Annotated in this window: 20 protein-coding genes and 3 pseudogenes; 15 read left to right on the top strand and 8 right to left on the bottom strand. The window is 57.4% G+C overall.

The window, feature by feature from the left end; translation table 11 throughout:
* Window positions 1–213 precede the first annotated feature (213 nt).
* The 4 genes and pseudogenes from ACQRAX_RS01950 to ACQRAX_RS01935 all read left to right on the top strand — a co-directional run bounded on the left by ACQRAX_RS01950 (window position 214) and on the right by ACQRAX_RS01935 (window position 3,487).
* A pseudogene (locus ACQRAX_RS01950) lies at window positions 214–1,564 on the top strand (DUF6861 domain-containing protein).
* A gap of 19 nt (window positions 1,565–1,583) precedes the next feature.
* Window positions 1,584–2,201, top strand: coding sequence for a GAD-like domain-containing protein (locus ACQRAX_RS01945; RefSeq protein ID WP_412037441.1), 618 nt, complete (start codon window positions 1,584–1,586; stop codon window positions 2,199–2,201).
* A gap of 31 nt (window positions 2,202–2,232) precedes the next feature.
* Window positions 2,233–2,850, top strand: a complete 618-nt coding sequence (locus ACQRAX_RS01940; RefSeq protein WP_412037442.1) for a GAD-like domain-containing protein — start codon at window positions 2,233–2,235, stop codon at window positions 2,848–2,850.
* A 19-nt stretch (window positions 2,851–2,869) separates the two neighbouring features.
* The gene (locus ACQRAX_RS01935) at window positions 2,870–3,487 is read left to right on the top strand and encodes a GAD-like domain-containing protein (RefSeq protein ID WP_412037443.1); all 618 of its coding nucleotides are present in this window, start codon (window positions 2,870–2,872) and stop codon (window positions 3,485–3,487) included.
* Between the two features lie 66 nt (window positions 3,488–3,553).
* On the opposite strand, the gene ACQRAX_RS01930 is transcribed toward ACQRAX_RS01935, so the two are convergent.
* The gene (locus tag ACQRAX_RS01930; RefSeq protein WP_412037444.1) at window positions 3,554–4,306 is read right to left on the bottom strand and encodes a carbonic anhydrase; all 753 of its coding nucleotides are present in this window, start codon (window positions 4,304–4,306) and stop codon (window positions 3,554–3,556) included.
* Between the two features lie 89 nt (window positions 4,307–4,395).
* Window positions 4,396–5,376, bottom strand: coding sequence for a DMT family transporter (locus ACQRAX_RS01925; protein ID WP_412037445.1), 981 nt, complete (start codon window positions 5,374–5,376; stop codon window positions 4,396–4,398).
* Window positions 5,377–5,478: 102 nt separating this feature from the next.
* Between ACQRAX_RS01925 and ACQRAX_RS01920 the strand changes: the two genes are divergently transcribed.
* On the top strand, window positions 5,479–6,369 hold the full coding sequence (locus tag ACQRAX_RS01920) for a LysR substrate-binding domain-containing protein (protein ID WP_412037446.1): 891 nt from the start codon (window positions 5,479–5,481) through the stop codon (window positions 6,367–6,369).
* Between the two features lie 34 nt (window positions 6,370–6,403).
* Window positions 6,404–6,883: a VOC family protein gene (locus ACQRAX_RS01915; RefSeq protein ID WP_412037447.1), complete on the top strand. Its 480-nt coding sequence runs from the start codon at window positions 6,404–6,406 to the stop codon at window positions 6,881–6,883.
* An 84-nt stretch (window positions 6,884–6,967) separates the two neighbouring features.
* Here the strand turns inward: ACQRAX_RS01915 and umoC are convergent, their stop codons facing one another.
* Both umoC and ACQRAX_RS01905 read right to left on the bottom strand, forming a co-directional pair.
* Complete coding sequence (umoC, locus tag ACQRAX_RS01910; RefSeq protein WP_412037448.1) at window positions 6,968–7,375, bottom strand: UmoC family flagellar biogenesis regulator; 408 nt, start codon at window positions 7,373–7,375, stop codon at window positions 6,968–6,970.
* Window positions 7,376–7,571: 196 nt separating this feature from the next.
* Entirely contained in the window at window positions 7,572–8,849 is a 1,278-nt protein-coding gene (locus ACQRAX_RS01905; RefSeq protein WP_412037449.1) for a tyrosine/phenylalanine carboxypeptidase domain-containing protein, read from the bottom strand.
* A 231-nt stretch (window positions 8,850–9,080) separates the two neighbouring features.
* On the opposite strand from ACQRAX_RS01905, the gene ACQRAX_RS01900 reads away from it, so the two are divergent.
* Entirely contained in the window at window positions 9,081–9,344 is a 264-nt protein-coding gene (locus tag ACQRAX_RS01900; protein ID WP_412037450.1) for a hypothetical protein, read from the top strand.
* Window positions 9,345–9,523: 179 nt separating this feature from the next.
* Here the strand turns inward: ACQRAX_RS01900 and ACQRAX_RS01895 are convergent.
* Window positions 9,524–10,120: pseudogene (locus tag ACQRAX_RS01895) on the bottom strand (methyl-accepting chemotaxis protein); the annotation flags it as partial.
* Window positions 10,121–10,381: 261 nt separating this feature from the next.
* A pseudogene (locus ACQRAX_RS01890) lies at window positions 10,382–11,254 on the bottom strand (HAMP domain-containing protein); the annotation flags it as partial.
* 378 nt (window positions 11,255–11,632) lie between these two features.
* Between ACQRAX_RS01890 and ACQRAX_RS01885 the strand changes: the two are divergent.
* Window positions 11,633–12,328, top strand: coding sequence for a tRNA (adenine(22)-N(1))-methyltransferase (locus ACQRAX_RS01885; RefSeq protein ID WP_412037451.1), 696 nt, complete (start codon window positions 11,633–11,635; stop codon window positions 12,326–12,328).
* Window positions 12,329–12,349: 21 nt separating this feature from the next.
* On the opposite strand, the gene ACQRAX_RS01880 is transcribed toward ACQRAX_RS01885, so the two are convergent.
* Complete coding sequence (locus tag ACQRAX_RS01880; RefSeq protein ID WP_412037452.1) at window positions 12,350–13,213, bottom strand: diguanylate cyclase domain-containing protein; 864 nt, start codon at window positions 13,211–13,213, stop codon at window positions 12,350–12,352.
* Between the two features lie 187 nt (window positions 13,214–13,400).
* Entirely contained in the window at window positions 13,401–13,802 is a 402-nt protein-coding gene (locus ACQRAX_RS01875) for a carboxymuconolactone decarboxylase family protein (RefSeq protein WP_412037453.1), read from the bottom strand.
* A gap of 121 nt (window positions 13,803–13,923) precedes the next feature.
* Here ACQRAX_RS01875 and ACQRAX_RS01870 point away from each other — a divergent pair, with 121 nt between their 5' ends.
* The 7 genes from ACQRAX_RS01870 (at window position 13,924) to ACQRAX_RS01840 (ending at window position 23,631) form a co-directional block, all read left to right on the top strand.
* The gene (locus tag ACQRAX_RS01870) at window positions 13,924–14,958 is read left to right on the top strand and encodes an AraC family transcriptional regulator (protein WP_412037454.1); all 1,035 of its coding nucleotides are present in this window, start codon (window positions 13,924–13,926) and stop codon (window positions 14,956–14,958) included.
* Between the two features lie 84 nt (window positions 14,959–15,042).
* Window positions 15,043–16,902 carry an ABC transporter ATP-binding protein gene (locus ACQRAX_RS01865; RefSeq protein WP_412037455.1) on the top strand — a complete coding sequence of 620 codons (1,860 nt, stop codon included), beginning with the start codon at window positions 15,043–15,045 and terminating at the stop codon, window positions 16,900–16,902.
* A 259-nt stretch (window positions 16,903–17,161) separates the two neighbouring features.
* On the top strand, window positions 17,162–18,133 hold the full coding sequence (locus tag ACQRAX_RS01860; protein ID WP_412037456.1) for a quinone oxidoreductase family protein: 972 nt from the start codon (window positions 17,162–17,164) through the stop codon (window positions 18,131–18,133).
* A gap of 47 nt (window positions 18,134–18,180) precedes the next feature.
* Window positions 18,181–19,029, top strand: coding sequence for a TauD/TfdA dioxygenase family protein (locus ACQRAX_RS01855; RefSeq protein WP_412037457.1), 849 nt, complete (start codon window positions 18,181–18,183; stop codon window positions 19,027–19,029).
* A gap of 60 nt (window positions 19,030–19,089) precedes the next feature.
* Window positions 19,090–20,124: a 3-keto-5-aminohexanoate cleavage protein gene (locus tag ACQRAX_RS01850; RefSeq protein WP_412037458.1), complete on the top strand. Its 1,035-nt coding sequence runs from the start codon at window positions 19,090–19,092 to the stop codon at window positions 20,122–20,124.
* Window positions 20,125–20,248: 124 nt separating this feature from the next.
* Complete coding sequence (locus ACQRAX_RS01845; protein ID WP_412037459.1) at window positions 20,249–21,568, top strand: MFS transporter; 1,320 nt, start codon at window positions 20,249–20,251, stop codon at window positions 21,566–21,568.
* A gap of 95 nt (window positions 21,569–21,663) precedes the next feature.
* The gene (locus ACQRAX_RS01840) at window positions 21,664–23,631 is read left to right on the top strand and encodes an acetoacetate--CoA ligase (RefSeq protein WP_412037460.1); all 1,968 of its coding nucleotides are present in this window, start codon (window positions 21,664–21,666) and stop codon (window positions 23,629–23,631) included.
* Window positions 23,632–23,640: the final 9 nt, after the last annotated feature.

Here is a 23,640-nt window from a genome sequence, read left to right as displayed (position 1 = left end):
GGATGGAGCAGACGATTCCTGCGCGTTAAACAGCGCGGTCTGAATGTGAATACAAGCTGCATGTTTATGGGAAACATGCGCTTATAAAAACCGGGCCAGGGACCAAGGAAATTTGCCCACTGGTTAGCTTGTATGTTTCCGGAGTGTATCAAGCCGCACAGGAGCGTGCGGTGCTGCCCAAGTTATTCGGGCGAATTGTCAGGGAGACACGCTATGTTTTTATGGCGCAACGTGCCCTCATGGCACGAGATAGAAAGCCGCATCAGCCATGAGATGGGATACCAGGGAGGCACCCTTTTTCTCACCCCGCTTAACGAGCGCGTGCCGTCGCTCTCGCTTTAACTGCGCCGGGTCAGCAGTGTCAGGTCGGCGTTAACGCGAGGCGAGTGGGAAGCGGGCGGCTTGTTGCGCCAGCGTTTCGCTGACCTCGACATCACCAGCATCCTCGACGAGTTGCTCGGCGTGGTCAGGCAAATGGCCATGATCGTGGCGGGCAGCGCCCTGACCGGCGGCGCCATCGGCGCCGGTGTCGGCGCACTTGCTGGCGGGGTGGGTGCCGTACCCTTTGGTGCGGCTGGCGCGCTAATGGGCGTGCAAGTCAGCACCTGGATATTGGGCATGCTTGGCCTGACGTCCATCGCTGAGTTTTTTGTCGAAGGCTTGCCGCGCATCGGCGAATACTACCTGACAGGCATCACCACCGCCTGGCAAGGCCCACAGGGTGAGGAAGGGTTAAACGCATTCAGTCAGGACGACCCGTACGCACAGGGCAGGGCGGCCCATCACATCGCCTTGGGGCATGTGGAGGTGGTGGTCCTGTTGCTGGGAGCCATCGTTGCTTACATTACTCGGGGCAGAGGCAACGCCAACGTCCTCGCCCAGGAAATGCGCGCTAGCCCCAACGGCGCGCGTTTGGGCGAATGGATGCTCAAGCATGAAGAGGCGCTGAAAAAGCGCCCGGACCTGCAAACGGCCGAACCCCGCAGAGGTGCCTTTGGCCCGCAGGAGCCAGCGCCATTGCCGCAGCGTCCAGGTGGCAAAGGCAAAGAGCCTGGCAAATCAAAGCCAAACACCATGGCGCGGCATGAGGTCGAATGCTTCAAAGCAGATAAGATGCCAGGCGTCTAAAATTGGAGAGTTCGAGCGGCAGTTGCAGGGACAGGAGGACGGGTTGAATCGGCTGACGGTTGAGGAATATTTGGAGAATATTGCTAATCCGGTGAAGCGTAGCCAAGCTGCTGCCAGGCGAGCTAGGAAAAAATTACAAGCCAGCTTGCAAAGACGTTTTCAAAAAGAGTTGTCGCGGACCATGGACGAACTCGATGCTGAAAAAGCTGCCATAAACAAAGCCAAGAAAACGATGTCAAATCTTGCAGGACTGCATAATCCCGATTTGAGTGCTGGTGGCAAGGATATGATTGCTGACTTTGGCGATCGACAAGTTAATTCTAGTATCGGTCCTCAGTGGGGAGCGAAAATAAAAAACCTGAGGGCAGCTGCTGAGAATATACCTGATTCAATACGGGGTTCAACTTTTCTCAATGTAAAGCTGCATAAATGCTAACTAAGATAGAGGTCTTACAGTGGATAGAGTGTTTGCAAGATTTATAGACAAATTTGGCGGGCTCGTTGGTCGGCAAGAAGTGCCAGTGTCAAGTATTGAACGGTATAGAGGTAAGCTGCCAGATCAGTTGTTGGAGTACTGGGCTGAACATGGCTGGTGCGGTTACGGAGAGGGGATCTTTTGGATCGTGAATCCCCAAGAATACGAAGGGGTAGTGGCTTTATGGCTAAAGGGGACAAAATTTGAGTCGCTAGACACTTACCACTTGATTGCCCGTAGCGCCTTCGGTGACTTGTACCTATGGGGCGAACGTACGGGAGCCTCTCTTGATATAACGAGTTGTCTTTCCCGCTATACAGTACACGAGCCTTTACTTTCAAGAGAGCAAATGGATAAGGATTTGCGAAGCTTTTTATTGTCCGCGGAAGTTGAATATAATGATTTTGATGATTTGTTTAAGCCCGCGAAGAAAAAATTAGGCGCCTTGCGTCACGATGAAATGTATGGTTTTGTACCAGCTCTGATGTTTGGCGGTCCCGACACCCTTGAACATCTAGAGAAAGTGAAGGCAGTGGAGCATCTAATTCTGCTGGCTCAGCTCGCCGAGCTTAAACCCTACAGTCTTTCGGACCTTTAGTTAGGGCGTTGAGGGGGCAGAGAGGCGTTCGATGGACAAGGTATTTGCTAGGTTTATAGAGAAATTCGGCGAGCCAGTTGGTCGGCAGGAAGTGCCTGTTTCAAGTATTGAACGCTATAGAGGGAAGCTGCCTAATCTTTTGCTGGAATACTGGGCTGAGCATGGCTGGTGTGGTTATGGTGATGGAATTTTTTGGATAGTAAATCCGCAAGAGTATGAAGGGGTAGTCGCATCTTGGCTTGATGGGACGAAGTTTGAAATTTTTGACGCCTACCACCTTATTGCTCGAAGCGCCTTCGGTGATCTGTATTTTTGGGGGGAGGAAACAGGAGGGTCTCTTAAGATAACCAGTGTCGCCTCGCGTTCTACAACATTCATGTCTAAACTTCCAAAGGATCAAATGGATAAGAGGTTACAGAACTTTTTATTGTCCACGGAGGTCGAATGCAACGATTATGGTGATCTGTTTAAACCGGCAAAGAAAAAACTAGGTGTCCTGCATCACGATGAGATGTACGGCTTTGTTCCGGCCCTGATGTTTGGCGGTCCTGACACCCTTGAGCATCTGGAGAAAGTGAAGGCAGTGGAGCATCTGATCCTGCTGTCTCAGGTTTCTGAACTTGAGCCTTACAGCTTTTCTGATTTTTAAACGTCCGAAGGGAAAAGTCATGGATGAGTTTTTTTCCATTTTTTTGGAGAATTTTGGTGGTCCAACTGAACGACAGGAAGTGCCACCGTCAAGTATAGAGCGTTATAGAGGGAAATTACCTAATCAGTTGCTTGAGTATTGGGTGGAGCACGGTTGGTGCGGTTACGGTGAAGGAATTTTTTGGTTAGTGAATCCACAAGAGTATGAAGGGGTGGTGGCTTCGTGGCTTGAAGGGACCGCTCTTGAAAAGCGTGATACCTACCATCTGATTGCCCGTAGTGCTTTTGGCGACTTGTACTTTTGGGGCGAGAAAACAGGGGCCTCCCTTGATATCACAAGCCACCTTTCCCGCTATGCAACACACACATCTATATTTACTGGAAACCAAGTGGATAAGGGAATCAGCTCCTTCCTACTATCCATGGAAGTGGATACTAACGATTACGGCGATCTGTTCGGACCGGCGAAAAAAAAGCTGGGTACCTTGCGCCATGACGAAATGTACGGCTTTGTACCAGCCCTGATGTTTGGCGGTCCTGACACCCTTGAGCATCTGGAGAAAGTGAAAGCAGTGGAACATCTGATTTTACTGTCTCAGATCACCGAACTTCAGCCCTACAGCTTTTCAGACCTTTAAAAGCAATTACCCCCAGATACCCGCGTGAACAAAAAAGCACCCTGAGGTGCTTTTTGTTGTTTGCCGCTAGGCAATCAGCTCGACTTTACCGGTACCAAGACGATAGACCCCGCCGACTATTTTCAATCTGCCCTTGCTCACTGCATCCGTAAGCAGTGGCGTGGCGTTTTTCAGACGCTGGACCGAGTCTGTGACGTTTTGTGCGGTGGCATTTTCCATCAGGTTGCCGCTTTGTTTGAGGACCTTCTCAATAGCAGGCTTGAGCGCTTCAGTCAGTTTCGGAATTTGCCCGGGGAACACGGTTTGCTCTTTCACCGCTTTGATCCCGGCCTCGATGGCGCCGCAGCTCTCGTGCCCAAGCACCAGAATCAGCGGCGCGCCCAGCACGGCGACGGCATATTCAAGGCTGGCCAAACCTTCGTCGGTAACGAAATTGCCCGCCACACGTATGGCAAAAAGGTCACCGCGCGCAGTGTCAAACGCGTATTCAGGGGCGATCCGTGAGTCGGAGCAACTCAGTACCGCCACGAATGGGTTCTGACCAGAAACCAAGGCTTCGCGCTCGTCCTTGAAGTCATGCGTATCGGAATTGCCGTTGACATAGCGTTCATTACCTTCGAGCAAGCGTTGCAACGCCTGGTCGGGGTTGATTGTATTTTGGGGTTTGGGCGGCGCAGATGATTTCTCCGCCGCCTGGACAATCCTTTCCGGCAACGCGCTGGCCAGTAGCAGGGCACTTGCTCCAAGTCCGGCAAACTTAAGAAATCGACGACGGTCCGTGGGGTTTGACGTGGAAGTTGAATCACATGATTTACACATGGTGGTGCGTACTCAGTTCAAGTCAATGGAAGTAGTTACTGTTGGGTGACGGCTGCCTTGAAGCATGTTCAGTACCAGAGCCTTGAAGTCTAGTTGACCGGCATTTTTTGCGGCACTGCACTTACTGCCTCCGACGTCTGCACAACGGCCTTGGCCCGCACCGGTTTCAACCGCGAGACCCCGAACAGCACCAAGGCCAGCCCAGCAATCTGGTACAGCGACACTTCCTCACTGAGCACCGCCCATGACGCCAGCACGGTCAGCACCGGCCCCAGGTTGCCGACCGCCGCCGTATGGGTGGCGCCCATGCGCTGAATCGCCAAGGCCACCCAATAGATCGGCAGCACCGTCGAGACTACGGCCATCAACGTTGCATACACCCACACCGCAGCAGGCAGTTGCAACAGCAGCGAGGTGTCTGCTGCTACCAGGTAGTGGGCCAACACCATCAGTGACGAAGCACCACCGGCCAGCCCGGCCAGGCGCATGGAGCTCATGCGTTTGAGCATGATGCCGGTGCCGGAGTAATACAGCGCATAGGTCACCGCACTGGCGAACACCCATGCTGCGCCCACTATCACGTGCCCACCCATACCCGCGACGCTGACGTCATGCACGAAGGCGATGCCCAGGCCCAGGTAGCACAAGCCCATCGCCGCCAGGGTGCGCAGGGTAGGGCGCTCGCGCAGGGCAATGGCCTGGAATACCAGCACCAGGGTCGGGTAGGTGAACAGAATCAGCCGCTCAAGCCCGGCGCTGATGTATTGCAGCCCGTAGAAATCGAACAGGCTCGCCAGGTAGTAACCGAATAAGCCCAGCAACATCACCCGCACGCCATCGCCCAGGCCCAGCCGTGCATTGCTCGGGCCGCGGCTGGCCCATACCAGCCAGGCAAACAACGGCAGCGCCAGGCCCATGCGCATCGCCAACAGGGTGATTGCATCGACTGAACTGGTGGCGTAAGACAGCTTGACGAAAATCGCCTTGAGGCTGAACCCCAGGGCAGACAGCACCGCAAACAGGCTGCCGTTCTGCAGGCAACGTTGGTACAACCCACGCACATTGTTCATCAGCGGCCCAACCAAGGAAGAGTTCGGGGTTATTCTAAAGTGAAGGCAAGTCCGGCAGAATCGCATTTTTCCGAATCAAGCCTTCGCCAAAAGAGAAGCCCTGTGCATTTCGATCTCGCCGATCTACGTTTGCTGACCGCCATTGCTGCCGCCGGCAGCTTGAGCAAGGCTGCCGCCAGCATCCCGGTTGCTGTTTCGGCGGCCAGCACTCGCTTGCGCCTGTTCGAGGAACGCTGCGGTATTGCCGTGTTCACGCGCAAGGCCGATGGCATGCAGCTCACGCCTTCCGGGCGCCTGGTGCTGGAAGCCGCGCGCAGTGTGCTTGGCGAAGCGCAAATGCTTGAAAACACCCTCAAGGAGCTTGCTGGCCAACGCCGCATCACCTTGCGTCTGGCCGCCACCACCGTGACCACCAGCACCTTGTTGCCGGCGGTGCTCGGCACCTTTTTGGCCGACTACCCGCAAGTCGACCTGCAATTGACCGAATACCGCAGTACCGACGTCATGCGAGCGGTGCTCACCGGTGAATGTGAGATCGGCGTGTATGACGGCAGCGTGATCAGCGATGGTGTGCTGTCGTTGCCGTTTCGCAATGAGCGACTGGTGATGCTGGTGCCGAGCGAACACCCTTTGGCCGCGCGTGAACACACCCCGTTGCGTGATGCCCTGGGTTACCCGTTCATCGGCATGCCGCCTGAGCGGGCCATGCAGCGCTTTGTCGAAGAGCGCGCCAGAAAGCTGGCCATACCCTTGCAGATCCGCGTGCGTGCGCCCAGTTTCGAGGCCATCGCGCAACTGGTCGCGCAGCGCGCCGGCATCGCCATGCTGCCGCAGACCACCGCACTGCGCATGGAGCAGGAACTGCCGGTGCGCATGATTCTGCTGGAAGAAAGTTGGGCCACCCTGGAGCTGCGCCTATGTATCAAGGGCTGGGAGTCGCTGAGCAGCCACGGTCGTCAGTTGGTCAGCTTCCTCTCGGAAAAGGGCGACTAGACTGTAGGGCCGACCCTCAATCTGGAGCAAGCCCATGACCAGCAAACCTACCCTTTGCCTGTGGTACGACGGCAGCGCAGAAGAAGCCGCCACCTTCTATGCCAAGACTTTCCCCGATAGCGCTGTGAACGCCGTGCATCGTGCGCCTGGTGACTTTCCCTCGGGCAAGGAGGGCGATGTCCTGACGGTCGATTTCACGGTGATGGGCACCCCTTGCGTGGGACTGAACGGTGGCCCCATGTTCAAACACAGCGAAGCCTTCTCCTTCCAGATCATCACCGACGACCAGGCTGAAACCGACCGCTTGTGGAACGCCATTGTCAGCAACGGCGGCGAAGAAAGTGCCTGCGGGTGGTGCAAGGACAAATGGGGGCTTTCCTGGCAGATCTCGCCACGGGTGCTGATCGCTGCCATCACCAGCCCCGACCATGCCGCTGCCAAACGCGCGTTCGAGGCGATGATGACGATGAGGAAGATCGACATTGCGGCGATCGAAGCGGCGCTTAAAGGTTAACGGTGGCCTGTGGGCGTCGACCTTGCCGACGATCCTATCGACGCACGGTTTGCGGTGTTTGTATCGCTGGCAAGGCTAATGCATTCAATCGGACAGTTGCTGGGCTCTCCAGCGGATCAAATCCACTTTGCAGGCACTTGAAAAATCTCCCGCACCCGAGCCACCCATTGCCGCGTCAGCTTGCCATTGGCACTGTGCATCCTTGAACGCCTCGAACGCCTCCTGCGAAGCGCGCAACGAGGCAAGGGCTTGGGCCGTCGCGCTCGAATCTATCTCCTTGGTCTGCGCTTGCAGTTTGTTGTAGGCGGTCGTCATTTGTGAGGTGGCTTCGTCAGCTTTACGTTCAAGGCAAGGCTGCAACGCTGTGCGGGGCTGATCGCCAGTGCTTTCGTAGCATTCGTTCAACGCTCCAGACGCCGCGGGTTCTTGAGCGGTTGCTGTGCCCATGGCAAATAAAGTCGCTACGACCACCACAGAAATGATTTTTTTCATGTTCACAATCCCTTTGAAAGCATTATTCGAAGGCTCAAAACAACTGTTGGTACTCGACCAGTTGCCTGCCCCATAGGCACGATCAGGCGCTCTCGGCGCTCAGCGCCGCCCTGTATGACTGCATTCACGGCAAGTGGTTCTACTGATTGCAGGGATTAACCTGGGCGCGGCGCAGGTCAACACAATGAGCCCTTGATTACCGCGCACTGGCATCCGCTTCATGTTCATCGGCAAAGGCCATGAATACCTCCAGATCGAGCACATCCAGTTTGATCCGCGAGATGAAAGCAGAGAACGCCAGGTTGGCTGCAAGCCGACGCAAATCGCAAGCCCAGTGCGGGATATATAGCGGTCCCTGCAGCCAGCCGGATTCGAACAGTGGTGCCAGGCGCACGGTATCGCCCAAGTTGAGGCGCCCGGCAAACAAATGACCGACCAGGTCCGGGCGGTTGTCGCGGATGGCGATGCGCAGGAGGGTATGCACGCCGAGCAAGCCTGTCAGGTAGGCGGCATCCTTGGTAAAGGCCGAGCCACCACGCAGGTTGGTGCCGCGAAATATCCGTTGCGTGGAGCGGAAGGATTCCTCCTGCGACTGGCCCCCCGCCAGAAAACCTTCGAACACCTGGATGAAATCGGCGCCGTCCAGCGCTTGCTGAACGGCGAGCACGCGCAGGGCGAGGCGCCGTAAGCGATTGATGTCCATGCTGCCGGTGAACAGTTCGGCCAGGGTGGCGATGCCTTCCTGGGTTTGCGTGGTGCGTGGTGCCCCCAGGCCCAGGCTTTTGAGGTTGGCTTGATGTGCGCCGTTTTGTGCCGTAGCGACATGCACGAAAGCTTCGTGTTGCAACAGCTGATTCTTGTCCAGCTCCGAGAACAGCGCGCTGGCGCGCAAGCGGATCCGGCTGGAGCCGGCGATGGCTTTGGCGGCCAGGGTCGAATCGAGCATGACCGTGATCTGGCCTGGGCCGAAGAACTGGTCCAGTTCCGGTTGCATCCAGGCGGCGAAGGCGGCGGCCGGAATGTCGGCCTGGGTCGGTGGAATCTGCGTGCCACCCAGGAGCGCGTCGGTGGTATCGAGGAAGAAACGGGCGGCGTCGAGCATGTTCAAGTTCAGCCTTGGGTATTCGAAATCCGGACGCCGGTACAACGCTGACGAATAGTGGGTAAACGCGGGGGTGCCGATGGCGCCGAGCATGCGCGCGGCGGTGGCATAGCTGCGGGCGGTCATGGCCAGGTAGTTGCCGGCCGGATGGCCCTCGTCGCACCGACCAGCAAAGGCTTCGAGGGCCGCAATGGCGGCAGCGTGATCATGCGCGCACAATGCCACGTCGGGCAGTTGCGCTCGTCCATGGCGCCACTGTTCCAGGAAAACCTCCTCGATGCCGTTGGGCCAGGACAGGGCGTCGAGCACGCGGATCTTGCGGGTCAGGCCGGGCAGTGCGGCATCTAGTTCGGACAGCGACGCGGCGCTCATGGATTGCTCCCTGGCAGGCAGGTGTCATCGAAAAGCTTAGTCGGTGCCAAGGCATCGCGGCATTAGCTGTCGAGGGCAAGCACCGCACGCTGCTGGACGGTTGTGCCGCCGTCCATCATTGCAGCCATTGCCGGGCGTCTTGCACCGATCTATCGTTGATGTTCAGGCGCCACGGGGCGTTTTGTAGATTGTCAGCAAAACAACCGAGCGACTTCGAGCTGGAGGAAGATCATGATTAGTAAACACTACGTCAAAGCCCTGGCGGCACTGCTCATCTGTGCTGGCGTGCAAGGGGTGCTGCTGCCGGCGCATGCCACCGAGCAGGGGGAACAACGCCGCGAAGCACGCGATACCCGCCAGGAAGGACGCTCCACCGCACGCGAAACCAAGTATGACTGCCGCAAGGACAATGAAAAGAGTAATGCCGGGTGTCGTCAGGACAAACGCAGTACCAAGCAGGACACGCGCCGCACCGCTCGGGACATCAAATACTGAGCGTAGGCGCAAGGCCCTTTGAAAACCGCGCGTGGTTACAGATGAGACTACAGATTACCTATCGCTACTGAAAATCGATGAACATTGGGTAATCATCCCACTGCGCGGCGAATGTCGAGTTCAAATCCCGCCCTACAACGCTGGCGTGTTGTAGGGACAGGTATTGCAACAGCGGCGGGTTAGATCCGGAAGCTGCCGACCAGGTGTTTCAAGCGCGTGGCTTGCTGTTCCAGGTCGGTGCAGGCGCGCAAGGTCGATTGCAGGTTCTCGACCCCTTCCTGGTTGAGCATGTTGATCTCGTTGATATCCATGTTGATCGCCTCGACCACGGCAGTCTGTTCTTCGGTGGCGGTGGCCACCGACTGGTTCATACCGTCGATCTCTCCGATGCGCAGGGTTACGCTGCCCAGGCGCTCGCCGGCCTGGTTGGCGATCTCCACACTGTCCTGGCTGTGACGCTGGCTCTGGCCCATGGTGTCGACCGACTCGCGGGCACCCACCTGCAGCTCCTCGATCATGTTTTGCACTTGCTGTGCCGATTCCTGGGTGCGGTGGGCGAGGTTGCGCACTTCATCGGCAACCACGGCGAACCCACGACCGGCTTCACCGGCGCGGGCCGCTTCGATTGCCGCATTGAGGGCCAGCAGGTTGGTTTGTTGAGAGATGCTGGTGATCACTTCGAGGATCTGACCGATGTTCACGGTCTTGCTGTTGAGCGTCTCGATGTGTGAGCTGGAGGTGCAGATCAGGTCCGACAGGCGGTTCATCGCGGCAATGCTGCGATCGACCACTTGCTGGCCTTCTTCGGCCAGGTGACGGGCCGAGCTTGCCTGCTGCGAGGCTTGGGCAGCGTTATGGGCAATTTCCTGGGCGGCGGCGCCGAGTTGGTTGATCGCGGCGGCAACGCTGTTGGTGCGGTTGGACTGCTCGTCGGAGTTGACCATCGATGAGTTGGAGGCACTGACCACACGCAGGGCCACTTCGTTGACCTGTTCGGTGGCCGACGACACTTCGCGGATCGAGGTGTGAATACGTTCGACGAAACGGTTGAAGGCATTACCCAGGGCACCGAACTCGTCCTGGCTGTGAATGGTCAGGCGCTTGGTCAGGTCACCTTCGCCTTCGGCGATGTCTTCCATGGCCCGGGTCATGGTCAGCAGCGGTTGCAGCAGCACGCGAATCAGCAGGCCGAGCAAGCAGATAATGATGGCCACGGCAACCAGAGTGGCAATCACCGCCGAGGTGCGGAACTCACTCAGCATTGCGTAGGCTTTGTTTTTGTCGACCGATAGGCCGATGTACCAGTTGGCCGATGGCAAGCCCTTGATCGGCGCGAAAGTCAGCAGCCGGGTCTGGCCATCGGCCTGAACCTCGGTCAGTTCAGCGGACAGTTTCGGCGTGTTGGCCGGGAACAGATCCGACAGCGACTTCATCACCAGCTTCTGGTCCGGGTGGACGAGGATCTTGCCCTGATCGTTGACCAGGAAGGCATAGCCCATGCCACCGAAGTTCAGCGAGTTGATGATCTCAACCAGGCCGTCCAGGGCCAGGTCGCCACCGACCACGCCGATGCTGCTGGACACCTTGCTGAGAATGCCAATGACCATCTTGTTGGTGGTCAGGTCGATGTAGGGTTCAGTCAGTACGGCGCCGCTGGCGCTCATGCCGTCCTTGTACCAGGGGCGAATGCGCGGGTCATAGTCGTCGGGCATCTTGGCATCCGGACGGACACTGAAGCCGCCATCGACCTTACCCAGGTAGACAGTGAGAAAGCTTGAGATCAACGCGCTCTGGCCCATCAGGGTCTCGGCATTGGCGGGTTGCTGGGCGATGTTCTGTGCCAGGTTTTCCACCAGACGGATTCGCCCCTCGAGCAGGTTACGAATATTGGTGGACGTCGATTGGCCCATTTCAGCCAGGTAGTTTTCCAGGTTGAGGCGGGTGGCATTGCGCTGCAGGTAGTCGTTGTAGAGGGTGAACAGGGTGAAGGCGAGCATCACGATCAATGAGGCGACAATCAGAATTTTGTGACTGAAACGTAGACTTTTATTCATGGCGTGTGGAATTCACTCGGTCTTTTATCGGAACGTTTCAACGCTATCGGCCCTGAGTTGATATATCTTGAGCGACGAAAGGTGGCTAGTTGCCATTATCCATTTGTGCTAGTGCCAAGTATGGGGGCACCATGGCCCTGATCGCATAAATTTGAAATGTATGGCGTTGCCCGACAGAATCGCGACCCGATCCGGCCAAAGGTGCCGGGCGTTTGTGCTGAAAAGGGGCTGCAGTTGAACCAACAGACATTGTCCATGCGCCTGGAACGCGTGGCAGCGCATGTACCAGCAGGTGCGCGTCTGGCCGATATCGGCTCAGATCATGGCTACCTGCCGGTGGCGTTGATGCGCCGTGGCGTTATCGCCATGGCGGTGGCCGGCGAGGTGGCGTTGACGCCGTTTTACGCGGCCGAGCGCACGGTGCGCGAGAACGCCATGACCCCGTGGGTCAGCGTGCGCCTGGCCAATGGCCTGACAGCGATCGAGCCTGAAGACGCGATCACTGCGATCAGCCTCTGCGGCATGGGCGGTGAGACCATTCGCGACATCCTCGACAGCGGCAAGGCGCGCTTGAGTGGGCAGGAGCGCCTGATCCTGCAGCCCAACGGCGGTGAGCAACCATTGCGCCAATGGCTGATGGAGCATGGCTACCGCATCCTCTGCGAGGAGGTGCTGCAGGAAAACCTCTTCGATTACGAAATCATCGTCGCCGAACGTGCTGAGTCTGTGACCTATACCGCTGAGGAGTTGTACTTCGGCCCGCTGCAGTTACAGGCCCGCAGCCCGGCATTCGTGGCCAAGTGGCAGCGTATCCTGCGCCTCAAGCAGCAGATCCTGCGCAACTTTGCCCAGGCGCGGCAGGCCGTGCCCGAGCAGAAGGTGGAGGAAATCGCCCGGCAGGCCCGATGGATCACCGAACTACTGGCGTGAGCCCGGTCTTAGTTTGAGCAATCACCCGGTTACCGAACGACGCCTCTTCATCCGGTACATTTCACCATCAGCATGGCTGAGCAGGGTATCGGCATCCTCGCCATCGGTGGGGTAAAAGGCCACGCCTACACTGCAGGAGGGCATTTTGATCCCGGCCAATTCTGCGCCCAACGGTTCGGCCAAGGTCGCGATAATCTGCGTTACCTTCTCGGCAACGTCGTCCTGCGACTGGATATCGGTCAACAGCACGGTGAACTCGTCACCCCCCATTCGCGCCACCGTGTCCGTTTCACGCACGCAGCCTTGCAGTCGTCGTGCAATCGCGCAGAGCAGCCGATCACCGACGGCATGCCCGTGGACATCATTGATCCCCTTGAAGTCATTGATGTCCAGAAACAGCAACGCCAAGGCGTTTTGATGGCGGTGCGCCGCGTGCAGGGCCGAGTCCAGTCGGTCATTGAAGAGCGAGCGGTTGGTTAGTTGGGTCAGTGGATCATGATGTGCCAGGAAGCGTAATTCCTCCTCGGCATGCCGCAGGGCTGTGACGTCCCGTGCGACACCGATTCGCGCCCCTACCTCCTCAGACCAAAAGGCCGCCCAGAGGATGTGCACGATACCGCCATCCTTGCGGACATAGCGGTTGCGGAAATCGACGTGAGACTGGCCGTTCATCACGCGGACGATGGAGGCGCGGGTAACCGTCAGGTCGTCAGGGTGTATGTAGTCGGTGATCGGCGTGCCGATCAGCTCCTGCGCACGGTAACCGAGCAGTGATTCGCAGGCATCACTTACAAATACAATCTGGTTGTCCTTGTCGACCACGAAGACCGTGTCCAGCATCAGGTGGATCAGTTTGGGGTAGAGCGCTTGTAGGTCAACTGACATAGGCCAGGACGTCCAGATTAAATGATGTGATCATGGCCCGATCACATCGGGCGGCAGCGAGCCATTCTGCAGAATTCTCAGCAGGCATGCACCCACCTGACCGCAACTTCCAGACGTCCTTGTCTCTGGCACGGTAGTTTAGTGCGATTGCGAAGGTCAATCTGGTCCGTGCAGCAGAATAATGAAATCAGTAGGTGCCTTGTACCGGGCCATTGGTGGCCAGTTTCTGCGCCTCCTCAACGAGAATCGGGGCACCCAGCGCCATGCTGTGAATGCCCAGTATCGATGTCAGTTGTAGTACCGCCAGTATTTCCTCGACACTGGCGCCAACTTCCAGGGCCTTGCGGATGTGCCGACGTACACCTGGGGCATACAGATGGGTGCAGGAGGCATCGACGGCGATGGCGATCAGTTCAAAGGTCTTGGGCTCCAGAATGCCCTTTCGTAGCGGGTGGGTAGCCATACCGAGAAATTTTTCCATCCACTGCGCGTCGAGCTCGGCCAGTGAATCCCAGGCGGGATTCCAGTTGCCCGCGTCACGCAGGGCATCGCAGGTTGGGGTGTCGGGGTGGGGCTGGTGGTCATTCATCTGCAGTGCCTCACGGTTTGGTGGTTGCTTGCAACTCTAAGCGTGCCGATGTCATCTGAATTGACGCCCGGGGACATGGATTTGACATCTCGGGACATGTGTAACGTAGGGATAATTACTCATGAATGGACTTGTTCGAAGTGCTTGCCTTACCCACTATACGGACATTGTCCGCTCGTTGAATGTCGAGCCCATGCAGCAATTGCGTCTGGTTGGACTTGATCCGCGCTGCTTGCTGCAATCGGACCTGAAAATCCCCATCGAAGCTGTGGGCCGGCTACTGGACAATTCAGCCCGGGCGGCCGGCGTAGACGATTTCGGCCTGCGCATGGCTGAGCGTCGCACTGTCTCCAATCTCGGGCCGCTGGCATTGTTATGGCGCGAGCCCACCCTGCGCGCAGCGTTGGAGGCCCTCCAGGCATTTATCTGCCTGCATAACCAGGGGTTAGTGTTGAATATTGAGGAGGCAGACGGCGTGGCGGTATTGAGGCTTGAGCTGGTAACGGTCAGCCACTCGCCTGTACGCCAGTCGGTGGAATTGGCGGTCGCCGTGGCTCACCGCATGCTCAAGACCTTACTGGGCAATCACTGGCATCCATCAGCAGTCTGTTTTCGTCACAGCGCGGCGCGGGATGCTAGCCGCCATCAGCGTGTATTCGGCACAGCAGTACAGTTCAACTGCGTGCTGGACGGTATTGTCTGCCGTAGCAGCGATCTTGATCGGACCCTGCCCAGTGCCGATCCGCAAATGGCCCGCTATGTTCATCAGTATCTGCAAAGTATTCAGGCAGACACCAGGGCTACCTTGGTGGAGCAAGTGCATCAGATGATCTGGATGCAATTGGCGACAGGACGTTGTTCGGTGGAGCAGGTAGCCGCTCACCTGGGGCGTGACCGGCGGACACTGCATCGGCAACTGACGCGCACGGGTGAGACATTCTCGTCGCTGCTGGATCAAGTCCGCAGGGAGCTGGCGACCCGTTACCTGGCAAACCCTCATCATTCGTTGAGCGAAATTGCTAGCCTGCTGGGCTTTTCCGAACTCAGCGCCTTTTCCCGCTGGTTCAATCGGCGATTCGACTGCAACCCATCGTCTTGGAGAGCACGGCCTTTCCCGCTCACAGCAAGCAAGCCGACACCGCAGTTACGCAATTGAAGAATGTCACTTCAACGTCGCCAATCCCTCAAAGCAACAGTTCGATGGCAGAATCTCCTGAATTTGACCGTTTTGGAGACCACCATGCTTCGTGCATTCGAACGAAGGCTCGACCCCTTTCCTCCTGACGAGGTACCACCACCACCCGAGGGCCTGGCTCGGTTTCTGTGGGCATGCACACGGGGCGCCCGCGGCTATATTCTGGTGTTTGCGCTGCTCAGTGCTGGCGTGTCGATCTACGAAGCCTGGCTGTTTTCGTTCCTCGGTCAGGTCGTGGATCTGCTCTCGACCTGGCAAGCGGGTGGTGATGCGGCGGCGCAGGAGCGTCGAGTGTTGTGGGGCATGGGTATCATAATGCTGTCCAGCATCGGGCTGGTGGCGTTGCGTACCATGGTGCAGCACCAGATATTGGCGATCAACCTGCCATTGCGTCTGCGTTGGGACTTCCACCGTTTGATGCTACGGCAAAGCCTTTCGTTTTTTTCCGATGAGTTTTCCGGCCGGGTCACCACCAAGGTCATGCAGACTGCGCTGGCTGTGCGCGACCTGTTATTCACCCTTATCGAGATCGCACCCGGAATAGGGGTGTATTTCATTGCGATCATCGCACTGGCCGGCGGCTTCGCTCTGAAACTGATGCTGCCTTTCGTTGCCTGGGTCGTGTTGTTCGGTCTGGCCATGCTGTATTTCGTGCCCCGTCTGGGGAAAGTCGGGCAGGAACAGGCCAATGCGCGGTCGATGATGACCGGGCGTATCTCCGACGCTTACACGAACATCACTACGGTGAAGCTGTTCTCCCATTCCAATCGTGAAGCGCACTTCGCGCGTGCAGCGATGGAGGACTTCAAACATACCGGCTTTCGCCAGATGCGTTTGGTCAGCCAATTCGAGATCGTCAACCAGGCGTTGGTGGTGGCGTTGATCATGGCAGCAGGTGGTTATGCCCTGTGGCTATGGCACCAGGGGGAGGTCGGTGCAGGGGCCGTGGCGGCTATTACCGCCATGGCGTTGCGTATCAATGGCATGTCGCACTGGATCATGTGGCAAATGACTTCGCTGTTCGAGAGCATCGGCACCGTGCAGGATGGCATGGCAACCCTTACTCGCGGCCCCAAGGTGCAGGATGCGCCGGACGCAGATGCCCTGGTGACCTCCGGTGGGGCGGTAACCTTCGACAATGTGAGCTTTAACTACAATGGCGAACGTCAGGTGCTCGATGGCCTGAGCCTGAATATTCGCCCGGGCGAAAAAATCGGCCTGGTAGGCCGCTCTGGCGCGGGCAAATCCACGCTTATCAACTTGCTACTGCGCTTCTATGATGTCGACAGCGGGCAGATTCGCATTGACGGACAAGACATTGCACAGGTGACGCAAGACAGCCTGCGCAGCGCTATCGGCATGGTCACCCAAGATACTTCACTGTTGCACCGTTCCATTCGCGACAACATCGCCTACGGCCGACCCGATGCGAGCGACGCACAAGTGCGCAGTGCTGCGACCAGCGCCCAGGCCGATGAGTTCATCAGCCAACTAAGCGACCGGCAAGGCCATAGCGGCTACGACACCCTGGTGGGCGAGCGCGGCATCAAGCTTTCGGGTGGCCAACGCCAGCGTGTTGCGATTGCCCGAGTGATGCTCAAGAATGCCCCGATCCTACTGCTTGACGAGGCTACCAGCGCGCTGGATTCCGAAGTCGAAGTGGCTATTCAGGAAAGCCTCGATGAGATGATGGAGGGCAAAACTGTGATTGCCATCGCCCATCGGCTGTCCACGATTGCGGCAATGGATCGGCTTATTGTCATGGATGACGGACGTATCATCGAGCAAGGTAGCCACACCGAATTGCTCGCAAAAAACGGCATCTATGCGCAGCTGTGGCACCACCAGAGTGGCGGATTTCTGGGTGAGGATCGGGGGGTGGCCGAGGCTATGGATCAGCTGTGAGCGTGAATGGTCTGGGATTTGCGAGCGGCTGGTATAGGTCGAAAGCAGTCGGCTACGACTGGTCGCTGACCCAGAACAGCTATTCATTGCCTCTTTAATCATTTTTGGCCACTCAACACTTTTCCTGGTTTTGCGCAGTGGTTTGTCATGAACTGGATAGCCCCCGTCGCGAGATGTACATAACCCCACGCTCGAACATTCGTATATTCCAGTCCAAAGGGCCGTAGCCCGACAAGAACATTCAGACTGGAGAGACGATATGGCCAAAGCTATTCGCTTTTACGAAACTGGTGGGCCCGAAGTGCTTCGTTATGAAGACGTCGAGGTCGGTGAGCCGGGGTTGGGACAGGCTCGCGTTCGGCACAGTTACATTGCAGTCAATTTCATCGACATCTACCACCGCACCGGCTATTACCCTGCGCAGCTGCCGGGCGGCCTGGGTTCGGATGCTGTCGGCGTCGTCGAGGCGGTGGGTCCGGATGTAACCGATATCAAGGTCGGCGATCGGGTTGGTTATCTGATGGGGCCACAAGGCGCCTATTCAGACGTACGTGTGATGCCCGCCGAAGTGCTGATTCCGCTACCTGACGGAATCTCTGATCGCACAGCTTCGACACTCATCATGAAGGGGCTGACCGCCCAGTATCTTTTCCGTCAGGTTTATCCGTTGAAAGGGGGAGAAACAATCCTGTATCACGCTGCTGCCGGTGGAGTGGGGTTGATCGCCTGCCAGTGGGCCCGTGCGCTTGGGGTCACGATGATCGGTACCGTCAGCACTGACGAGAAGGCGGAGATCGCCAAGGCGAATGGTTGCACGCATACGATCGTTACCTCCCGCGAGAATATCGCAGAACGGGTACGCGAGCTGACCGATGGGCAGGGAGTTGCGGTCGTTTACGACTCGGTTGGCAAGGACACCCTGCAAGCGTCTCTGGACAGCCTGCAAGTGCGTGGCACCCTCGTCAGCAATGGGACCAGTTCCGGCCCCGTCAACCTCGATGCACTGACGCTGGCCCTGAAGGGCTCCATCTGGTTCACGCGTCCGGCGATGGTGCATTACATCAAGCCTCGATCGCACATGCTCTCTATGGCCAAGGAACTGTTCGATCTGGTACTTGCCGGAAAAATATCCGGCGAGCCGAAGCAGATTTATGCGCTCGCAGAGGCCGCAGAAGCCCATCACATGCTGGAGTCCCGAAAGACCATCGGAGCGACTGTGCTGGTTCCATAACGTCGCCGGGCGCCGAACTCCAAATACGACTCAGGAGACTTTGCGTTATGCACATCAAGCCACAAACCTGTGCGCTGGGCGCTGAACTGTTGGGCGTGAAGCTGGTGGATGCCATTCACGATGACGGTTTGTTCGCCGAGATCCGCGCGGCAATGCTCAAGTATCGTGTTGTGTTTCTGAGGGATCAGAATATCAGTAGCGCGGAACACGTAGCGTTTGCGCGGCGATTTGGTGATCTCGAGGATCACCCGGTCGCCGGTAGCGATCCGGAGTATCGGGGGTTGGTTCGTATCTACAAGACACCGGATCAGCAACCGGACCGCTACGAAAATGCATGGCATTCCGATGCCACCTGGCGGGAAGCGCCACCCTTCGGTGCAGTGTTGAGGTGTGTCGAATGCCCTCCGGTTGGGGGCGATACGGTGTGGGCAAACATGGCGCTGGCTTATGAAAATCTGCCTGCCTACATCAAGGAGAAGATTGCCAAATTACGGGCTCGCCACAGTATCGAGGCAACCTTTGGTGCATCGATGCCGATGGAAAAGCGTTTAGCGCTCAAGGCGCAGTTCCCGGACGCAGAGCACCCGGTCGTGCGAACCCACCCGGAAACTGGGGAGAAGGTGTTGTACGTGAACGTCTTCACCACGCACTTCACCAACTTCCACACCGGCGAGCACGTGCGCTATGGGCAAGACGCGAATCCCGGTGCCGGGGAACTGCTGCGCTACCTGATCAGTCAGGCATACATCCCGGAATACCAGGTGCGTTGGCGCTGGGAGCCCAACAGTGTCGCAATCTGGGACAACAGTGCAACACAGCACTACGCAGTGATGGATTATCCGGCGTGTCATCGAAAGATGGATCGTGCCGGAATCATAGGCACTAAACCCTACTAAGTATTTCTTCCTGTCGACTGACAAAACACTTAAACCAACAATATGTCATTGGAGATACCTATGAATTTCATTGACGGTTCGCTGTACCCCGAAAATCAGGAGAAGCTGGTCATTACCGTTGCTCCCTATGGCCCTCAGTTCGAGGTCAGTGATTTTCCGGAAGACATTCCAGTCACCATGGACGAGCAAGTCCAGAAGGCCGTCGACTGTTATGAAGCGGGTGCCACGGTGCTGCATCTGCATGTACGTGAACTTGACGGCAAAGGCTCTAAGCGCCTGTCCAAGTTCAACGAGCTTATCGCCGGCGTGCGCGAAGCCGTACCCGATATGATCATTCAAGTGGGCGGTTCGATTTCATTTGCACCGGAGTCCGATGGCGAGATTGCCAAATGGCTGTCCGACGACACACGCCATATGTTGGCCGAACTTACCCCCAAGCCGGATCAGGTCACCCTGGCCATCAACTCGAACCAGTTCAATATCATCGAAGCGCTGTCCGATGCAGACGTCGCGGGCACTTCTTTCGCCGATCCAGTGAAGCAGGTTGCCTACCGCGAAATGACCATTCCGGCAGGGCCTGGCTGGGTCGAAGAGCACGTCAAACGCCTGAGTGCGAACGGCATTCAGGTGCAGTTCCAGATGGGCAACATCAACTCGCTGGAAACGGTTGAGCGCATGATGCGTCGCGGTGTGTGCAACGTTCCCCTGATTTTGACCTGGATACCCATTGGCGGTGGTGCCGATGCCATGACGCCTTACAACATGACGAATTTTATGCGAGCAGTGCCGGACGGTGCGGTGCTCACTTTCGAGGGCCAGATGAATAACGTGCTTCCGCTCAACATGATGGCCATCGCGATGGGCCTGCATGTGCGTTGTGGGATCGAAGACACGATCTGGACACCCGATCGATCGCGCAAGATGAGCAGCGTGGAGCAGGTCGAGCAATTGGTGCGCATTGCCGATGAATGTGCGCGCCCGGTCGCCAACGGCAAAGAGGCGCGGGAGATTTACAAGATCGGCACGTTCTACAAGGACGCGGACGAAACCCTGGCCGCGAACGGTTTCGCACCGAATCGAAAGTCACACCAGTAAAGGACCTCGTTTCACCAGACACCTGTGCTATCAATGGCCAGCCACGCTGGCCAAGGCGGGGGCGTTGAATGGCCCCTGCCGTCGAACCTAATAACAACAAGACGTATCGACTCAAGGATCTGCCATGGCTTTCCATCACGCCGCCGCCGGTGATTGCGCGGCCGTCACCGTCAGTGTCCCTCGGACGTTTGCCTGGGTTGTGTTCGCCCTGACTTTTGGCCTACTGATTTCCGATTACATGTCGCGCCAGGTGCTCAATGCTGTTTTCCCGCTGCTCAAAACCGAGTGGGCGTTGAGTGATGCACAGTTGGGGATGCTCAGCAGTATTGTTTCGGTGATGGTGGGATTGCTGACCATTCCATTGTCGTTACTTGCGGACCGCTGGGGGCGCGTGAAAAGCCTGGTGCTGATGGCCATGTTCTGGAGCCTGGCGACGCTGGGGTGCGCAATAGCGGAAAACTTCAATCAGATGTTTATCGCGCGCTTTCTGGTCGGTGCCGGTGAGGCTGCCTACGGCAGTGTCGGCATCGCCGTGGTGTTATCCGTTTTCCCCAAACATATGCGCGCGGCCCTTTCGGGTGCGTTCATGGCAGGCAGCATGTTTGGCTCAGTGCTAGGCATGGCATTGGGCGGCATCATCGCTGTGCATCTGGGCTGGCGTGCCGCATTCGCCAGCATGGCAATATTCGGTATGTGTCTGGCCGTGCTGTATCCGATCCTGGTGCGTGAGCGGCGCATTGCTGCGCACAGTCAAAGCAGCTCGCCGGACAAGGCCTCGACTGTATCAGCCAAACGCCCGCTTACTACGCTGTTTGCCAGTCGCTCGGTAATCTGCGCCTACATAGGCAATGGCCTTCAGCTTTTTATCGTTGGCTCGGTGCTTGCCTGGTTTCCGAGCTATTTGAATCGCTACTACCACATGAGCACCGACAAGGCCGGCATGCTGTCAGCGCTGATTGTTCTGATTGGCGGTGGCGGCATGATTCTCTGCGGCATGTTGAGTGATCGCCTGTGCCGAGATGCACCGGACCGCAAAATCTCCCTGGCTATCACCTATTGCCTGATTAGTGGCGTGTTGCTGGCAGTGGCTTTCCAATTACCGCCCGGCATCGCTCAACTCACCTTGATAAGCATGGGGATGCTGGTTGCCAGTGGCACCTGTGGGCCGGCCGGTGCCATGGTGGCCAATCTGACGCATCCTTCGGTACACGCAACGGCATTTGCGGTTCTGGCATTGGCCAACAATATATTGGGATTGGCACCTGGTCCCCTGGTGACTGGCATGCTCGCCGATGCCCTGGCCCTGGACCACGCCTTCCAGCTCATTCCCCTGATGGCGATCGCATCCGCCCTGGTGTTTTGGTACGGCAAGCGCCACTACCACCGCGATATCGGGAAACTGACAATGTCAGGCGCGGCCCCGGCTGTAGGGGCGCCGACATGATGCTCGTGCATTGACATCGCTACTGTTGACCTTGGCCCGAACACCTTTTTCGGCCGCATCGCTCCGGCCGCCTGCCTCTACCGAGAGAGACTGATATGAACGAGAAACCTGTTTTCCAGCCCACCCCTGAGAGAATCTCGAACACGCGTCTGATGGCTTTTATGGATTTTGCGCAGTCCCGTACCGGACGCGAGTTCATCGACTATGACGCTCTCTGGCGTTGGTCGGTCCAGGAAATCGAGCAGTTCTGGCCATTGGTCTGGGCGTTTTGTGGCGGCGTCGGCGAACTGGGTGAAGTGGTGCTGGAGCAAGCGGAGCGTATGCCCGGAGCACGATGGTTCCCGAATGCGCGATTGAACTATGCACAGTCGCTTCTGGCTCGCCGCGATGACACGGATGCATTGGTATTCTGGGGCGAAAATAAGGTCCAGCGTCGACTTTCCAGAAGTGAGCTCTATGAGCAGGTTTCACGCTTTCGCCAAGGTCTGGAAGCCTTAGGTGTTGGCCAGGGTGATCGGGTTGCCGCGGTCATGCCGAACATGCCAGAAACCCTGGTGGCCATGTTAGCCACTACCTCGCTGGGTGCGGTCTGGTCCTCGGCCTCACCCGATTTTGGTGTTCAAGGCGTACTCGACCGTTTCGGGCAAATCGAGCCCAAGCTACTGTTGTGTGTTGACGGCTATTGGTACAACGGCAAACGCGTCGATTGCCTGGAGAAAAACGCGCAGGTAGCGGCTCGGCTACCCAGCCTCCTGTCTACGGTGGTAGTGCCCTATGTTGGCGAAACGCTGGACGTCGCCAATATTGTGGGCGGTGTGCGTTATGCTGACTTTATCGCACCCTACGCCGCAGCAGAGATCGCGTTCGTTCAGGTACCTTTCGATCATCCGCTATTCATCCTGTTTTCCTCTGGAACCACCGGCGTACCCAAATGCATTGTCCATGGGCACGGTGGCTCTTTGTTGCAACACCTCAAGGAACACCAACTACATACCGATGTGCATCCCGGCGATCGGTTGTTCTACTTCAGCACGTGTAGCTGGATGATGTGGAACTGGCTGGTGTCCGCCCTGGCATCCGGTGCTACGGTGCTGCTCTACGATGGATCGCCGTTCCTCGCCGGGCATGACGGCCGCCCTGGCAGCATTTTGTTCGATTACGTTGACGCTGAAGGGATGACCCATTTCGGCACCTCGGCCAAATTCATCGATGCGCTGCTCAAGCAGGACCTGTCGCCACGCAATAGCCATTCTCTGGCGACCTTGCGGGGCTTTTTATCGACAGGCAGTCCATTGGCGCCGGAAGGTTTCGAGTACGTATATCGCGAGATCAAGAGTGATATGCATCTGTCCTCGGTCGCCGGGGGGACCGACATTCTGTCGGGCTTCGTGGTGGGCGTTCCTATACAGCCGGTGTATCGCGGGGAAATCCAGCGCGCCGGTTTAGGCATGGCGGTGGCTGTGTTTGATGAACAAGGCGGGTCTGTCCGCGAAACCAAAGGTGAGCTGGTGTGCACGCGACCGTTTCCCTGTACGCCGGTAGGTTTCTGGAATGACACCGACGGCTCGCGCTATCACGCAGCCTATTTCACCCGTTTCCCGAACATTTGGTGTCATGGAGACTTTGCCGAGATCAATAGTCGTGGCGGATTCGTAATTTACGGGCGCTCCGACGCGACTTTGAATCCCGGAGGTGTGCGTATTGGTACTGCAGAGATTTACCGCCAGGTTGAACTGTTGCCGGAAATTGTCGAGTCGTTGGTGATCGGGCAAGAATGGGCAGGCGACACCCGCGTTGTACTGTTCGTGAAACTGCGTGAAGGCCAGCAGCTTGATGAAGACTTGGTTGCGCGGGTAAAAAAGCAGGTCCGCGACAACACTACGCCGCGCCACGTTCCTGCAAAGGTCTTGCAGGTCATGGATATCCCCCGGACCAAGAGCGGCAAGATAGTTGAGCTGGCGGTGCGTAACGTAGTGCATGGGGAATCGGTGAAGAATGTCGAAGCACTCGCCAACCCGGAAGCACTGGCTTACTTTCGCGATCGGAGCGAATTGTCAGTCTGACTAAAGCGG

Origin of the sequence: Pseudomonas sp. UM16 (genome assembly GCF_050312595.1) — a bacterium.
Taxonomy (GTDB): Bacteria; Pseudomonadota; Gammaproteobacteria; order Pseudomonadales; family Pseudomonadaceae; genus Aquipseudomonas.
The sequence above is the reverse complement of the archived record's forward strand: the minus strand, read 5'-3'. Positions and strand labels throughout refer to the sequence as shown.

Excerpts from the sequence above, each read along its gene's own strand:
- ACQRAX_RS01940 (WP_412037442.1), top strand. The coding sequence starts at position 2,233 with ATGGACAAGGTATTTGCTAGGTTTATAGAGAAATTCGGCGAGCCAGTT.
- ACQRAX_RS01935 (WP_412037443.1), top strand. The coding sequence starts at position 2,870 with ATGGATGAGTTTTTTTCCATTTTTTTGGAGAATTTTGGTGGTCCAACT.
- ACQRAX_RS01930 (WP_412037444.1), bottom strand. The coding sequence starts at position 4,306 with ATGTGTAAATCATGTGATTCAACTTCCACGTCAAACCCCACGGACCGT.
- ACQRAX_RS01925 (WP_412037445.1), bottom strand. The coding sequence starts at position 5,376 with ATGAACAATGTGCGTGGGTTGTACCAACGTTGCCTGCAGAACGGCAGC.
- ACQRAX_RS01915 (WP_412037447.1), top strand. The coding sequence starts at position 6,404 with ATGACCAGCAAACCTACCCTTTGCCTGTGGTACGACGGCAGCGCAGAA.
- umoC (WP_412037448.1), bottom strand. The coding sequence starts at position 7,375 with ATGAAAAAAATCATTTCTGTGGTGGTCGTAGCGACTTTATTTGCCATG.
- ACQRAX_RS01905 (WP_412037449.1), bottom strand. The coding sequence starts at position 8,849 with ATGAGCGCCGCGTCGCTGTCCGAACTAGATGCCGCACTGCCCGGCCTG.
- ACQRAX_RS01900 (WP_412037450.1), top strand. The coding sequence starts at position 9,081 with ATGATTAGTAAACACTACGTCAAAGCCCTGGCGGCACTGCTCATCTGT.
- ACQRAX_RS01880 (WP_412037452.1), bottom strand. The coding sequence starts at position 13,213 with ATGTCAGTTGACCTACAAGCGCTCTACCCCAAACTGATCCACCTGATG.
- ACQRAX_RS01875 (WP_412037453.1), bottom strand. The coding sequence starts at position 13,802 with ATGAATGACCACCAGCCCCACCCCGACACCCCAACCTGCGATGCCCTG.
- ACQRAX_RS01870 (WP_412037454.1), top strand. The coding sequence starts at position 13,924 with ATGAATGGACTTGTTCGAAGTGCTTGCCTTACCCACTATACGGACATT.
- ACQRAX_RS01865 (WP_412037455.1), top strand. The coding sequence starts at position 15,043 with ATGCTTCGTGCATTCGAACGAAGGCTCGACCCCTTTCCTCCTGACGAG.
- ACQRAX_RS01860 (WP_412037456.1), top strand. The coding sequence starts at position 17,162 with ATGGCCAAAGCTATTCGCTTTTACGAAACTGGTGGGCCCGAAGTGCTT.
- ACQRAX_RS01855 (WP_412037457.1), top strand. The coding sequence starts at position 18,181 with ATGCACATCAAGCCACAAACCTGTGCGCTGGGCGCTGAACTGTTGGGC.
- ACQRAX_RS01850 (WP_412037458.1), top strand. The coding sequence starts at position 19,090 with ATGAATTTCATTGACGGTTCGCTGTACCCCGAAAATCAGGAGAAGCTG.
- ACQRAX_RS01845 (WP_412037459.1), top strand. The coding sequence starts at position 20,249 with ATGGCTTTCCATCACGCCGCCGCCGGTGATTGCGCGGCCGTCACCGTC.
- ACQRAX_RS01840 (WP_412037460.1), top strand. The coding sequence starts at position 21,664 with ATGAACGAGAAACCTGTTTTCCAGCCCACCCCTGAGAGAATCTCGAAC.